Here is a 14,350-nt window from a genome sequence, read left to right as displayed (position 1 = left end):
ATGACAATTACAGTCGCGCTTCGACCGGCACCGCCACTTTTTTATCTTTCGGCTTGAGGCCAAACATGAACGAGGCGAAGCGTGAACGTTTGACGATGGCGTAACACACCGCGCTCAGCGCAATGCCGAGGGCAAAATCGATCAGGACATACAGGACTGACAGGTTATCCGGTAACCAGACATCCAGCAGCCATGAGAAAATGATCACCACCGGATAGTGCAGCAAATAGATGATCAGCGCGGAATCCACAATCGCCGTCAGAATGCGACTCTCTTTCACGTTGATGCGTTCGAAGCTAAATACCAGCCAGTAGGACAGCATCACCGACAGCACGCTGCCCAGCATCACCGGCACATATTTCATCACCCCGGTGATGTGGTTGTGCGCGACAATATAGCAGGCGGCCCACACCGCCAGCACCAGCGCGGCCACCAGCCAGCCATTCATCAGTTTACTGTTGGCGTACCGGGCAATTTTCTCGCGGTTGACGTATAACGCAAAACCAGCGGTGTAGTAGACGAGGAAGCGTGCGGTCACCGGGATGAGCTCGACAAATTCACCGCGGCCTTTCACCAGGAACTTCAGCACGAAGCAGGCGTTACCCAGAATCACCAGCGTGGCGATCAGCATTGGCAACGACATTTTGCCCAGCTGACGGGCGCTCCACTGATAAAACGCGCCGGGTACCAGCAGCGACATCACCGACAGCGACACGAGGAACCACAGGTGGTGCATCATGGTATAGCTGTTTAGCCAGCCTTCGAGGCTCAGCGGGGTGTTATTTATCTGTCCCGCGATAAAATACATCAGCGGCGGAATAAACAGATAGGCTGATATCAGCGGAATCAGGACGCGCTTACGGCGATTATCCGTAAAGAATTTCTGCCCTTTTCGCAAAATAATCAGCGCGGAGAACATGCCCGAAAGAAAGAAGAACACTTCCATCCTGAAGGTGTGCACCATGCTCAGCAGTGCCGTGAATATTTCCGAGGGATCGCGCTGCGCGACATAATACCAGCCATTCTCTCCCGGCAAACTCCGTGAGGCGTGTAATAACACCCCTTCCAGAATTAGGCCGGCACGCAGCAGATCCAGGCCAATATTACGGCTGGATAAAAAGGATTCTGTTTTCACATTGCACATCCTGAAATGAGTTGTAACGCAATCATAATGATTCAGTCAGAATGCTAACACCGGATTAATCTGTATACATTATGTTTAGAAACGTTTCGGAATTTCGCCATAGTGTAAAGAATGTCACTGTGCAATGGCTATAAAGCTTAAGCCAGAATGTTCTGATGGTAAAAGTTATCGTCAGGCAGTGCTTATTCGCAGCTAACTGCCGGATAAATAGCGAAAACCCAATTTTTTACAACAGGTTGTGGATTATCCGACTCGACTCGCAGTGCGAAAATTCGCTAATCAAACCGCGTTATGTCCTGAAGCAACCATGATGTTTTAAGCCGGCGACAATGCGGGATTTTCTGGCTGAAGGGAAGCTATTAGGCAGGGATGTTTTTTACCTGATTGAATTTAAATAACTTTTATTCAGCAAGCGGTTTTTTTCTCAGAGTTGACCTAATTTTCACCCGACAACCGTGCTTTCGGATTGTTGACCCGCAATCTCCCCTGTTAAGGTAATTCGCTTACGGTAAACAACCGATTCTCCATGTAACCTTGAGTATCAAAAGGCGGAAATTTGTTATGCAACGAGCGCTATCTGGCATCGTCACTTTGCTGATTACCACAGCCTGTCTGTGCAATACCGCATTCGCCGAAAGCGGCAAGCCCGATAATAACTTTATTATTGAAGCCTATGGCGGTTCAAGCACGCGTGGCGCTATGGCGATAAAGGAAAATGGCAAATTGCGCGCAATCTATATTAAAGACAATGAGATTGCTCTGATTAACCAGTGGTTACAGGAGAAGTATGGCGATGGTATTCGCGTCGTGAATAAAGGCGCGTCCTCATCGCAGGCCATGGACCTGTTAAATGGCAAATATTTCTACAAGAATAATAAAAGCTGGCGCGAAGAGATGAAGAAATCGCCGGCAAAAATCATTTTGCTGAATTTTGCCACCAACGATGCACGCCATTTCCATTTCCGCGATATAGAAAAGGATTACCAGGTTAGCCCGGACAAATATACCCAGGTGATGACACAGCTGATTACTATTGCCCGTGAAGAGGGTAAGCAGGTGATATTACAGGAGCCGCACCCGATTTGTGGCCGCGCGGAGAAATGGCACGTTGCACCTTACGTCACCAAACTGGACGCGCTGGCTAAAGCAGAATCGGTGCCGCTGGCGCGTCAGTATCAGCGCATCCTGCAGATGAAAGACTGGCAGTCGCTGATGTCACCCGATTGTATTCATCCGTCCGAACAGCTGTACCGCATGAAAGCAGAGGAAACTTTTTCGGTGCTGGTCTCCCACTTTAATACCGAGCTGGCTGCTGCCGGGCATGGCAAAACCCCGGATGGCGAGCAGGTGGCGAAACGCTAAGCCGGTGATTGGCTGACCGGTGAAACGGCTTAACGCGATAGTGTAGCGGCATATTAACGGTAGTCTTTACCACCACGCTGTGTTATCCCTCGGGTTGTCGCGGAGGGATAACAATGAATATCAGTTTACTGAGCCAGTGTCCGCAGTTGCTGGATACGGTGGCAACTATGCTTCATCAGGAGTGGTCCGGGTTTTCTCACTGGCGCGACCGGAGCGCCATTCGTCAGCGCCTGCTGATGCGCAACGCGCAGCCGGCAAAAACGTTTACGCTGGTCGCGTTGAATGCAGAAAATGAAGTGCTTGCCACCGCCAGCACGATTCTTCACGAGCTTGATGACATCCATGAACGCCAGTTCTGGATGGGCGAAATACTGACTGTCGCGGCACACCGCGGTAAAGGCGTGGCCTCTGCTCTGGTATTGCGTTTAATTGAAGAAGCTCGCCAGCGCGATATGGCAGAGTTGTGGCTTTATACGCCGGATCAGCAGGCGTTTTACCGTCGCTATGGCTGGCAGGAAATCGAGCAGCGCATCGTGTCGTCAGAACAGGTTAGCGTGATGCGAAGGGAAATCTTTTAAGGAAAAGAAGATGTTGGTACGTAAAAACTATCCAGAACTGGGCGAAGTAAAAGCGCCTTACGTGCACGCCGTGAAGCATGGCGACACGCTTTACGTTTCGGGTCTGACTGCCTTCGCAACAACGGCGCAGCAGGCGGATATTGCTGCGCAGGCAGAAGTGATTTTTCAGCAGCTACATACACTGGCTGCGCAGGAAAACACATCACTGAAAAACCTGATAAAAGTGACAATCTTTGTCACCTCCTTCACCGATATAAATGCATTGCGCGACGTGCTTTACCGGCATTATGGCGAACACCTGCCCGCCAGTTCACTGGTGCAGATTAGCCAGCTGTTTTGCCCCGATCTGAAAATCGAAATTGAAGCAATTATTGCTCTGTGATGAAGTTGTAATTCTTTGTTTTAACGATGCTTTGATTTAAAACGATTCTTGTATGGTCGTCTGTTGCCTACACAAGTATTCCCTGGTCGCCATAAATGGCAACCCTACGGGGTACAGCACTGTTTTGTAGGGTGCGCATTGATGCGCACCGGCATTAACAGGGTATTTTTGAACTGAACGGCATTGCACGCTTTATGGCGGTCCGTCTTACGCTGGCCGCCACTGCGGGCGTGATTAACTTACCTGGGCGATTGCTGGCTCAGCTTCTGCGGTGCCGCTGCGCCGTTCCGCGCCAGCGAAGCCGGTCGGCGTCTGGCCGGTGAAGCGGGTGAAAGCAATGCTGAAGGCGCTGGCAGAGCGGTAACCCACCCGTTCAGCCACGTCGGCTACTGACAGGCGGCTGCTGCGCAGCAGATTTTTCGCCAGCGCCATGCGCCACGTCAGCAGATACGCCATCGGTGCCATGCCCACTGCATCGCGAAAACGTACGAAAAACGCCGAGCGCGATAGCGCCGCGTGTTTCGCCAGCTGGGGCACCGTCCAGCCATGGGCAGGCCTGGCGTGGATGGCGCGAATCGCCCCGGCCAGCCGCTCATCGGCCAGTCCCCGCATCACGCCAGGCGATGCATTCGCCGCTGGCATTGCGCGCAGCGCTTCGATCAGCAGTAATTCCAGCAAACGTTCCAGCACGATCTGCCGTGCCGGACGCTGTGCACGGCACTCATCCCTGACCAGCTGCACCAGCGTGGTCAGGCGCGATGCGCCACGCACATGAATAAACTGTGGCAGTAACGAGACAATCAATCCCGCGTCGGGTGCGGCAAACTGGCAGTAACCAATCAGCGTCTGTACCTCAGCTGGCTGCTGCCGATCGCCAAGCCACACTTCGCCCGGCGCAAGCATCTCCGGCATAGAATCAGGCGCATCTGCGGCCGGTGGCTGCTCGCTGGTCATGCAAAACTCCCACGCAGCCGGAATCAGGACAAAATCCCCCTGCTCAAGCGCAACCGGAGGATGACCTTTCATTTCCAGCCGGGTGCGCCCCTCCAGCACCACGCAGTAAAACGGCTGGCCGGTCTCACTGCGCTGCACACGCCATAATCCATTGGCACGCGCGCGTTTGGAATAAGCCGCCCCGGGCTGTAACAGTGACACCATTTCGGCGAGCGGATCGATCATAATGGACTCCTGCAAATGAAACCAGGACTGTACGTTGTAGTGAGTCCGGTAGTGGCACTCTATAGTGAGCTCTTACCCAACGCAATGCAGGAGTGAACCATGAAAACCATTTTAATCACCGGCTGCTCTTCTGGTTTTGGTCATGCTACCGCGCTCTGGTTTCTGGAGCGCGGCTGGAAAGTCATCGCCACCATGCGCACCCCGCGCGCCGAACTGTTTCCCGAATCCGCCCATCTGCGCCTGCTGCCACTGGATGTCACCGATGCCGCCAGCATCAGGCAAACGCTGGCTGAAGCAGGAGAGATTGATGTGCTGGTCAACAATGCCGGCATCGGATTATTAACTTCGCTGGAAGGCGCGCCGATGTCCTCGGTGCGGGAAGTGTTCGAAACCAACACGCTGGGCACCATCGCCATGACGCAGGCGGTCATCCCGCAGTTCCGTGCGAAAAACAGTGGCATGGTGATCAATGTGACCTCGACGGTGACGCTGAAATCCCTGCCGCTGCTGGCGGTTTATACCGGCAGCAAAGCGGCAGTCAACGCCTTTACCGAGTCGCTGGCGCTGGAACTGCAACCCTTTAATGTTCAGGTGAGATTGGTATTGCCCGGGCTGGCACCCACCACCGACTTTGGCAAAAACGCCCGGCCGCGCATGGAAAACACCTTGCTTGAGCCTTACCAGCCGATGTTTGATGGCATCATCGCCGGCATGCAGCAGCCCCAGCCAACCACTAAAGCACAGGACGTTGCCGCTGCCGTGTGGCGTGCCGCGACCGATCCCGCCGCACCGATGCGCATCCCGGCCGGAGAAGATGCCGAAGCCTCGATGAAGCAATACGGTTAGCGATCTTTACGCTGGGCCAGCGCCTGCAGTGCCGCCAGACCGTCGCGCGCCAGCCAGCTTTGCAATGGGGCAAACAACGGTTCAGGCAGCGCCTCAGGCGCGAACCAGTGCCAGCCTGCGCACTTATCCGGTTCCCGCAGCTGCGGCTCGCCGCTGGCGTCCGGCGCTACCATCAGCAGCGTAATATAGTGCCGGTTGACCGCCGGAAACACATCGCTGACGAAGGCGCCGTTGTGTACGCTGTGCAGCTGTAAACCGGTCTCCTCCAGCACTTCCCGCCGTGCACAGGCTTCCGGTGATTCACCAAACTCCAGATGGCCGCCCGGCGCCGACCAGTCACCGGCACCGTGGCTGCCTTTACGCTGGCCGAGCAACAGCTTGCCATCGCGGAAAATTAATACGCCAACACCGACCTGCGGGGACATCATTGCTCCTGATTTATCGATCCTCTCACTCTGCACGGTTTATAAAACAGCGCACCCCGCCTGACAATGGTTTCCTGCCGTTATCGCTGGGGTTTGAGTCGCAGCGCCATCAGCATCAGTAGCAGCACGCCCGCCGCCATGATCTGCCACGCACTGTCGAGTGATGCCGCGCGATCGCGCACAATGCCAGCCATCAGCGGCATCAGCGCGGCCAGCATATAGCCGCCGCCCTGCACAAACGACAGCAGCGCAGTGGCTTCTTCTGGCGTACGGGCATGATCAAGCGTGACGATCAGCGATAGCGGAAACAGCGCACCAATCCCCAAACCCAGCAGCAGCGTCGGCAACCAGGCGCGTTCGCCGCCCAGCCACAGCAGTGCGATCAGCCCCAGCAGGATGGAAGCCAGCACCAGCAGCAGCGGCCAGCGGCGATCGCGGCAGCGATGAATCAGCGCGGAGAGCATAAATCCGGCGGCGACTTCGGTCAGGGTTAATGCGCCCAGCACGTAGCCACTCTGCGCCGGCAGCCAGCCGTGTTGCATGTAAAATGGCGGCAGCCACGCCAGCACCAGCGTGTAAGCACCGGTGCCGATGCCAAAAAACAGCATCAACAGCCAGGCGCGCCGCGTGCGGTGTACGCCGCCGGCCGGTGGCGTGTTTACCCTCGTGGTCACAGGCTGCAGGCGCAGCCACAGTATCAATGCGATCAGCGCCGGTAGCGACGGCAGCATCAGGGCGATCGTCAGTCCGGCATGGCTGGCGAGCGGTGCGGCGCTGGCTGCGGCCACTGCAGCTCCGGCCATAATACCGGTGGTGAACAGTGCCATTAACGTACCGGCACGCGAGGCGAAGTGACGTTTGATGAGCGCGGGCATCAGCGCCTGGATCAGCCCGATGCCGCAGCCGGCCAGCAGCGCGCTGGCGGTTAGCATGGTGGCACTGTGATCAACGCCACGCGCGCCACCCGCGAGCACCAGCACTATCAGGCCAGCGGTAATGCCGCGCGCTTCACCCAGCCTGCGCAGCAGCAGCGGCCCGGCCAGCGCCGCCAGCCCCATCATAATGACCGGCAGCGTCGTCAGCAGGCTCAGCTGTGTGGCACTGAGCCCTGCATCGTGTTGCAGTTGCAGGAACAGCGGTCCGATGGCCGCCATCACCGGACGCAAATTCAGCGCCACCACAAAAACCAGTAAAGCAAACATGCCAATAGCAGGTAAGGTACGATTCACATTCTGTCTCCATACGCCAAAGTATCTTAACGTTAAGATACTTTGCGGAAGAACGATAGCGGGTGCGCACAAAGCGACACATTGCCCGCCGTGAACTGATGAGAATTAACATGACTGACCACGTAGATTTTGTCGTTGCGCAATGGGCCAGCGCCATGCCGGAGCTGGACGCCTCTTCCATGGCGATTTTTGGCCGCATGCTGCGCCTGATGAAGCATCTGGCGAAAAAGCGCGCTGAGGCGCTGGCGCCCTTTGGTTTTCGCGACGGCGAATTTGATGTGCTGGCGACGCTGCGGCGTGCCGGCGCACCTTACCGGCTGTCGCCCACGCAGCTCTACAAATCGCTGCTGGTCACCTCCGGTGCCATGACCAACCGGCTTAACCGGCTGGAAGAAGAGGGATTGATTGCGCGTGTTGCCGATGCCGATGATAAGCGCAGTACGCTGGTGATGCTGACGCCGGCCGGGCTGGCGAAGATTGAGCAGGCGCTGCAGGTGCATACGCAAACGCAGAACGCACTGCTGGCCACGCTGGACGATCGGCAGCAGCAGCAGCTTGCCGCTCTGCTGCGTCAGCTGTTGCAGGCAGCCGAACAGTAAGCCGAACGGGATGTGGCAAAAAATGAATTAATTCAGCGCGTTTTTCGCTATGTTAAGCATCCCACACCGCTTATTTTCGGACTGGCTATGCGTAACAAATATGCCCCTGCGCAAATCTTTATTCACTGGCTGACGCTGGTACTGGTGGCCACCGCTTACTGCACCATGGAGTTTCGCGGCTTATTCACGCGCGGATCCTGGCAAGGCTACACCATGATCGTCGGACATTTCAGCGCCGGCAGTTGTGTGTTGTTGCTGATGCTGTCACGCATTGTGCTGCGTTTTCGCCATCGCAGCCCGAAAATCGAACCCCAGCCGCCGCACTGGCAAACCGGACTGGCGCATCTGATGCATCTGGCGATCTATCTGTTCTTTATCGTGCTGCCGATTCTCGGCATCCTTTCGCGCTTCTACATGGGCCGTAACTGGTGGATTTTCGCGATTCCGATGCCGGTCAGCGCCAGCCCGGATCCCGATTTTGCCGATATGCTGAGCGACTGGCACGAAACCCTCGCGCCCTACGGCTACTGGCTGATTGGTCTGCACGCGGCGGCCGCGCTGGTGCATCATTATCTGATTAAAGACAATACGTTGCTGCGCATGATGCCGTCACGGCGAAACGGATGAAAGGAATAAGGCGGTCACCTGATGTGGCGACCGTCCTGATTTACGCCGCGTGCCGGCGATTGGTCACCGACCTCAGCTGAGGTGAAAACGTCCCACGGTATGCGCCAGCTGTGCCGCCTGGTCTTCCAGCGAACTGGCGGCGGCTGACATCTGCTGGACCAGCGCGGCGTTCTGCTGGGTGGTGCCATCCATCTCGTTCACCGCGATCGTTACCTGGCTGATGCCGCGCGCCTGCTCGTCTGACGCGGTAACAATCTCGCCGATAATAGTGCGCACCGAGTTTACCGCCTGCGTCATCTCCTGCATGGTTTTACCGGCATCCTGCACCAGCTGCACACCGCTGCCGACGCGCTGCCCGGACTCTTCAATCAGCGCAGCGATGTCCTTCACCGCATTGGCGCTGCGCTGTGCCAGATTACGCACTTCTGACGCCACCACGGCAAAACCGCGTCCCTGTTCCCCGGCGCGCGCCGCTTCAACCGCGGCGTTGAGCGCCAGAATGTTGGTCTGGAAGGCGATGCTGTTGATAATGGCGGTGATGTCGCCGATTTTCTTCGCGCTGTCGTCGATTTGCGCCATGGTCTGCACCACCTGGCCCACCAGTGACTCACCGCGGCTGGCGATGTGCGTGGCGTTATCGGTCAGCGTCGTCGCCTGATGCGCGTTAGCAGCGTTGTGTTTCACCGTCGCGGTAATCTGCTCCATGCTGGCGGCAGTTTGTTCCAGCGCGGCCGCCTGCTCTTCGGTACGTGACGCGAGGTTGAGGTTGCCGCTGGCGATTTCACCCGCGCCCTGGCGCACCGACGCGCTGGCATCCTGAATCTGCCCGACAATCTCGCGCAGCTGATTTTGCATAGTGTGCAAGGCGAAGAACAGACTGCTGCTGTCGCGCGCTTTCAGCGGGATAGCGTTATCCAGTTTGCCATCGGCTACCGCCAGCGCAATGGTGGCTGCGGTCAGTGGCTCACCGCCAATCGGCTTCAGCACTTTGCGACTAAATACCAGCCCAAGCAGTGCGCACACCACCAGGATGCTGATCACCATTAAAATCACCGCGTTAATCAGCTGACGGTGCGCCGCTTCCATCACCTTGCTCACCGGGGCCACCACGCCGAGATACCATTTCTGATCGCTGTTACCGATCACCACCGGCCGCCAGGCCACCAGCGCATCCTCGCCCAGAATAGCGTCATGCTGTTCGGTGACCGTGCTGCTGAAATTATGTGTGTCGCCCTTCCAGGCTTTGCTGGTCTGGCTTTTGTCCGGATAAGACACTACATTGCCCGCGCTTGAGAGCAGCATGGCGTAACCGCTGCCTTCCCACGGTTTGATGCTGTTCACTTTTTCCTGCAGTGACGCCAGTGAGATATCGGACGTCACCACGCCCCACAGTTTGCCCTGGCTGATAATTGGCGCGGCCACCGAGGTCAGCAGCGTTGGCACACCGTTATAGGCATAGCTATAAGGTTCGATCAGCGTATCTTTCTGGCTTTTCTGCGGCAGCAGATAGTAATCGCCTTGGCCTGGCGTAAAGATTGAGGTCAGCGGATGCAGGGCAAAATTGCCGCCCTGGTCGCGATCGACGAAATAGGCGTAACGCCCTTTAGGTGCCGCGCCAGCCTGAGAGGCAAACTCAGCATCGCGTCCGTCAAACGCGTTTTCTTCGAAGATGACCGAAATAGAGAGATAGTCCGGATTATCACGCAGTGCAGAGACCAGCAGCTTATCGGCCACTTTACGGTCCTGCACGCCGGCAGCCGGCAGGGCAATCAGACTGTGGCCGAGGTTGTGTGCGACATCGCGTGCGTAACTCAGCTCCTGCTGGATTTGCAGCGCCTGACTCTGCGCAATCTGCTGTAAGTAACTTTCCGCCAGCGATTTTTGCTCATTGCTGGACTGCCAGCTGAGCACGCCGATAGTCACGGCGAAGCCGAGGGTGATGGTTAAGGCGCCCGTCAGCAGCATTTGTGTGCGGGTGCTCATTTTTTTCTTATTAGATACGGTTGTGGCCATGTCGGCGCTCCTGGTGTTGACACTTTATTACTGAAAAAGAATCACGCCCTGTGCACCTGCATCCCTGTAATCACTCTATCGGCGCACAATCCGGGAACTTGATGGCCTGGCAGGTCCGATCAGAAAACCATCAACCGCCGTTGTGGCGTTGAGTCGCCATTAAAAACGCTAAGACGATGCAGTAAAAAAGAGGGAATTTGATCTGGCGCAAGATCGCCACTTCGTTGTGCTGTCAGGTTATTGCGTACGGGCGCAACGCGCCGTATAACAAGAGGAATGCAACATGGCAGGTAAATTGAGTCTGGCAGGGTTAATGGTGGTCTGGCTGGTGTATGTGGCGTGGATGGTCAGTTACTACTCAGGCACCTTCTCTCTTTTCACGCACTGATCCTTAGCACGGTTCCCAGGCCAGCACAGAGGCTGGCCCGGATTCAGCAGCAGTACAAAGCGAACGCGCGGTTCCTCAGGCGGCTTTGACCGCACGCACCTTCTTCTCTTTTTCCGGCACAGCCGTATCGCTGTCGTCAGCAGCGGTTTCGCCGCTGTCTTTCACCGCGTCCGGCAGTTTGCTGGTGCGCAGAATGTGTTGCACCGCGTCTTTCTGTTCGGCCAGCAGCATACCCAGCGCTTCGGCCTGGGCCTCATCCATCGCTGGCTGATGTTGCTGCAGCCAGTCGGTGAACGCGTCGGCCATATCGAGCATTTTGTCCCATGCATCTGCGTCTTTTTTATTGGCAAACGTCATCTTCTCTTCACCCTTTCTGACCACAACATATTTGGTTTCGACTGCCATGATGCACCTCATTTACTGTGTTTATATACAGTATATTTCATTCAGCTTTTTTAGCCAACGATTTTCTGCTTGCCGTTTAAGCCAGCAGCTCTTCGAGGAAGGTTGCCAGCGCTTTGCGCGGATCGTCCTCTTCAGACACGATCATCTCAATGCCCCACTGCCCCAGTACCTCTTTCGCCACCGGATTATTGCGGTTGGTGAACAGGTAGGATTTAGGCCGTGCGGTCGCCAGCCCGGTGCGGCCCCACATCTTGGTCAGGCGATAAAACAGCAGGCGGATATTGAAATCGCTGATGCTGTAGCCAACAAACAGCACGGAGTTACCCATGACATCATGGGTCAGTTTGATATCCAGCGGCGAGTCAAAATAGAGCCGCTCAAAGTAGCTGCTCTCATCCAGCACGATGGAGGTATCATCGTCAAAATCACCATGAAGTTTAATAATATGGCGCTTATCCTCGGTCAGCGACACCAGATCGGCGGCGTTAGCGACTTTGCTGTACGGCACGTTGTGCGCTTCATGCGCCATCTCCAGCCAGCGGTCGTAATTGGTGGTATAGATGCGCGAGAAATTGCCCTGGGTGATCATGGTGTGGATTTCAGAGCTGCGCACGTCGATATCCGGACGGTGCCACTCGCGATCCATCCAGCTGCGCAGCGGGCCGAGCGAGCCTTTGCGCTGTTTGTAATACTCCGCCAGCGACAAATGGGTGCCGTAGGTATTGAAGATCTTCGGATCGTAGCCCAGCTCATTAGCCAGATGTGCAATCAGCTCGTGCCACTCCGGCAGTCCGAGATTGCGTGAGATGCCCGCACCGGCGAACAGAATCAGTTTGCCGGCATCGTAAGCACGTTTGAGTTCCGGTTTCATGCCAGTCCCCGCGAAGTTTTCAGAAAGGTGGCAAAGCGATCCAGCGCCAGGCGGCGCATCGAGATTTCGTTTTTCAGTTCGCCCATTTCAGCGAATGTCTGGGTGTGCCCTTCCGGGATAAACACGCAGTCCCACTGAAATTCGCGTGGCCCCGCCGGCTCCCGGGCAATGGTGCCGCGCAGCTGGCCTTCAAACTGGTACATTTTGCGCCCGTCACAGTAGCCGAGGACGGTTTTGGCGGTCACGCCCGGGCTGTCCAGCCCGTTCACCAGTTTGGTAAAGCGTTCCGCGTTCAGCCGGCTCCAGAAAATGCGCGTCAGACCGGCGGGCAGGCCATTGAGCCCATCCAGATACAGACCGGTATGCTCGACAAACAGCGGGCGGCCAATGATTGAAAAGGCTTTAGTCAGTTTGTCACGAACCAGCTCCACCTCATTTTCGGTCTGAATCTCTTCAATACGGCGCGCAATGGGCACCACTTCGACACCCACCGGCTCAAGGATGGTACGCACCTCGGCCAGCTTGAGTTCATTAGCAGATAAGAAACGAATTTTCATTGCAATCAGTATGTTGAAAGTGGGTTAGTCCAACCTGGTGACGCGTATCCGGCTGCGGTTCCGGCTGTTATTGTCCGGCACGCTGTCGCCGTGCCGCGTGGTCATTCTACTCTGCGGCGACGCCACTGGCGAGGAACAATCGGGTCGCGCTGCGCGCGCCTTCGCCGGTATAGCGCATCGCTTATCGCTGACGGCGTTAAATATTGCACCTGAATGCGTTAATAGCGCTATTTGACGCCGCTTATGTCAAATATAAAAATTCGCGCTTAACGCGCAAATAATCTGAAAACAATTATGACAGTCGTCTCGCTTAAATATATTATGTGGCGTTTACACCTTCACGCGTCATGACAATAAAACCCGGAACCGTTTATGAACCCTTTGTTGAGTTCAGCCTGGTCGCGCATCCGTAATCTGCCCTTCATTCTGCAGGGTGATAGCCCGGAAAAAAAGCTCCGCCTGACGCTGCTGATTGCCGGCGTCGCCAGTATCGTGGCCGGTATCTTTATGGCAACACTGAATTTCAGTCGCGGTCATCATGACATTGGCTGTCTGTATATCGCCAGTATAGCGCTGGGGGGCTACATCATCATCGGCGCCTTCAGCGACCGGCTGGAGCGGCATCTGGCGATCATTACCCATGCGTTATTATTCACCATCATCGTGCTGTTGCTGGTGGATAATCATCACGCTGCCGGCAAGCGTTCAGAATATAACTATCTGGTGGCCTTGATCATCGGTTCGGCACTGGTGTTGCGCCAGCAATCCTTTTATCTGAGTAAAATATTTCCGCTGCTGTGCCTGCTGTGTTATCTGTTTTTTGTCACCACCGGTCTGATCTGGGAAAATAATCGTTTTCATCTCAATATTCCGCAGGAAGCCGTTTTTACCGTTTTCAATTGTGCAGTGCCGGTGACGGCACTGCTGTCGACGGTGTTTACCTATGGCGGCAATTATTCCGCCACCGATCTTATCAAGCGCGAGCTCGCGTCCGCCATCGAGCGCCAGCAGCTGGAGCTCTATTATCAGCCGCAGGTCGATGGCGACAAAAATCTCATCGGTTTTGAAGCGCTGCTGCGCTGGAAGCACCCGGAGAAAGGCTTTATCTCGCCGGAGGTGTTTATCCCGGTAGCCGAAAAAAGCGGGCTGATCATTGATATTGGCAAGTGGGTGCTGGAGCGCATGCTGCAGCAAATCGTCGAGTGGGATCGTGTGCTGCGGCTGCCTCCGCTGGTGTTTTCCATCAATATCAGCCCGCTGCAGTTGATGCACCGCGACTTCACCCATGACACGCTGCTGACGCTGTCGCATTACAAAATCCGTCCCGAGCGGCTGAAGTTTGAAATTACCGAGACCACCTTTATTTACGATCAGCAGCGCATTGGGGATGTCATCAACCACTTCAGCCAGTTTGGGATTAAATGGGCGATCGACGATTTCGGCGTCGGCTACTCTTCGCTTAAGTCGCTGAGTGATTTCGCTATTGATGATATTAAGATTGATAAGTCCCTGATTATGCACATTTTTGAAAACGAATCGGCGGCGATTGTGGTGCAAAAGACCATTGAGTTGTCGCGCGCGATGGGGCTGAACGTGCTGGCGGAAGGGATTGAGAGCGAGGAGTATTTCGAGCACCTGCGCAATAAGGGCTGCCATTTATTCCAGGGTTACCATTTTGCCCGCCCGCTGCCCGCCGCCGAAGCCTTACAGTGGATAAAAAAGGCAGGGTAAACCGGGCGAGCATT

General features: G+C 55.8%; 15 protein-coding genes. 7 read left to right on the top strand and 8 right to left on the bottom strand.

All coding sequences use genetic code 11. From position 1 onward, the window contains the following. Positions 1–7: 7 nt before the first annotated feature. Positions 8–1,144 carry an acyltransferase family protein gene (locus tag OXR61_RS11065; RefSeq protein WP_230857108.1) on the bottom strand — a complete coding sequence of 379 codons (1,137 nt, stop codon included), beginning with the start codon at positions 1,142–1,144 and terminating at the stop codon, positions 8–10. Between the two features lie 561 nt (positions 1,145–1,705). Between OXR61_RS11065 and OXR61_RS11060 the strand changes: the two genes are divergently transcribed. The 3 genes from OXR61_RS11060 to OXR61_RS11050 all read left to right on the top strand — a co-directional run bounded on the left by OXR61_RS11060 (position 1,706) and on the right by OXR61_RS11050 (position 3,466). Next, positions 1,706–2,506, top strand: a complete 801-nt coding sequence (locus tag OXR61_RS11060; protein ID WP_071813634.1) for an SGNH/GDSL hydrolase family protein — start codon at positions 1,706–1,708, stop codon at positions 2,504–2,506. A gap of 113 nt (positions 2,507–2,619) precedes the next feature. After that, entirely contained in the window at positions 2,620–3,084 is a 465-nt protein-coding gene (locus OXR61_RS11055) for a GNAT family N-acetyltransferase (RefSeq protein ID WP_021509074.1), read from the top strand. A 10-nt stretch (positions 3,085–3,094) separates the two neighbouring features. Next, complete coding sequence (locus OXR61_RS11050; RefSeq protein ID WP_021509073.1) at positions 3,095–3,466, top strand: RidA family protein; 372 nt, start codon at positions 3,095–3,097, stop codon at positions 3,464–3,466. Between the two features lie 234 nt (positions 3,467–3,700). Here the strand turns inward: OXR61_RS11050 and OXR61_RS11045 are convergent, their stop codons facing one another. After that, positions 3,701–4,645 carry an AraC family transcriptional regulator gene (locus tag OXR61_RS11045; protein ID WP_021509072.1) on the bottom strand — a complete coding sequence of 315 codons (945 nt, stop codon included), beginning with the start codon at positions 4,643–4,645 and terminating at the stop codon, positions 3,701–3,703. A 99-nt stretch (positions 4,646–4,744) separates the two neighbouring features. Between OXR61_RS11045 and OXR61_RS11040 the strand changes: the two genes are divergently transcribed. After that, complete coding sequence (locus OXR61_RS11040; RefSeq protein WP_021509071.1) at positions 4,745–5,491, top strand: SDR family oxidoreductase; 747 nt, start codon at positions 4,745–4,747, stop codon at positions 5,489–5,491. Here the strand turns inward: OXR61_RS11040 and OXR61_RS11035 are convergent. Together OXR61_RS11035 and OXR61_RS11030 are read right to left on the bottom strand one after the other, a co-directional pair. Further along, positions 5,488–5,916: an NUDIX hydrolase gene (locus tag OXR61_RS11035; RefSeq protein WP_021509070.1), complete on the bottom strand. Its 429-nt coding sequence runs from the start codon at positions 5,914–5,916 to the stop codon at positions 5,488–5,490. The two genes, OXR61_RS11040 and OXR61_RS11035, sit on opposite strands and share 4 nt — an antisense overlap. 80 nt (positions 5,917–5,996) lie before the next feature. After that, positions 5,997–7,145, bottom strand: coding sequence for an MFS transporter (locus tag OXR61_RS11030; protein WP_031280004.1), 1,149 nt, complete (start codon positions 7,143–7,145; stop codon positions 5,997–5,999). A 110-nt stretch (positions 7,146–7,255) separates the two neighbouring features. On the opposite strand from OXR61_RS11030, the gene OXR61_RS11025 reads away from it, so the two are divergent. Both OXR61_RS11025 and cybB read left to right on the top strand, forming a co-directional pair. Then, positions 7,256–7,744: a MarR family transcriptional regulator gene (locus OXR61_RS11025; protein ID WP_021509068.1), complete on the top strand. Its 489-nt coding sequence runs from the start codon at positions 7,256–7,258 to the stop codon at positions 7,742–7,744. A gap of 87 nt (positions 7,745–7,831) precedes the next feature. After that, positions 7,832–8,371 (top strand): cytochrome b561, encoded by a 540-nt coding sequence (cybB, locus tag OXR61_RS11020; RefSeq protein ID WP_031280003.1) that lies wholly within the window; start codon positions 7,832–7,834, stop codon positions 8,369–8,371. 72 nt (positions 8,372–8,443) lie between these two features. Here the strand turns inward: cybB and OXR61_RS11015 are convergent, their stop codons facing one another. The 4 genes from OXR61_RS11015 to OXR61_RS11000 form a co-directional block, all read right to left on the bottom strand. Further along, a complete protein-coding gene (locus tag OXR61_RS11015; protein ID WP_021509066.1) occupies positions 8,444–10,384 on the bottom strand; it encodes a methyl-accepting chemotaxis protein in 1,941 nt (646 codons plus the stop codon). 463 nt (positions 10,385–10,847) lie between these two features. After that, positions 10,848–11,177, bottom strand: coding sequence for a YebG family protein (locus tag OXR61_RS11010; RefSeq protein ID WP_021509064.1), 330 nt, complete (start codon positions 11,175–11,177; stop codon positions 10,848–10,850). Between the two features lie 76 nt (positions 11,178–11,253). Next, positions 11,254–12,048 carry an SIR2 family protein gene (locus OXR61_RS11005; RefSeq protein ID WP_010618046.1) on the bottom strand — a complete coding sequence of 265 codons (795 nt, stop codon included), beginning with the start codon at positions 12,046–12,048 and terminating at the stop codon, positions 11,254–11,256. Continuing rightward, on the bottom strand, positions 12,045–12,605 hold the full coding sequence (locus OXR61_RS11000; protein WP_010618047.1) for a non-canonical purine NTP pyrophosphatase: 561 nt from the start codon (positions 12,603–12,605) through the stop codon (positions 12,045–12,047). Before OXR61_RS11000 ends, OXR61_RS11005 begins: the two co-directional genes overlap by 4 nt. Positions 12,606–12,977: 372 nt before the next feature. Between OXR61_RS11000 and OXR61_RS10995 the strand changes: the two genes are divergently transcribed. Beyond that, positions 12,978–14,336, top strand: coding sequence for an EAL domain-containing protein (locus OXR61_RS10995; protein ID WP_267412120.1), 1,359 nt, complete (start codon positions 12,978–12,980; stop codon positions 14,334–14,336). Positions 14,337–14,350 lie beyond the last annotated feature (14 nt).

This window comes from Pantoea sp. GM_Pan_4 (genome assembly GCF_026541005.1).
GTDB lineage: Bacteria > Pseudomonadota > Gammaproteobacteria > Enterobacterales > Enterobacteriaceae > Pantoea > Pantoea dispersa.
The sequence above is the reverse complement of the archived record's forward strand: the minus strand, read 5'-3'. Positions and strand labels throughout refer to the sequence as shown.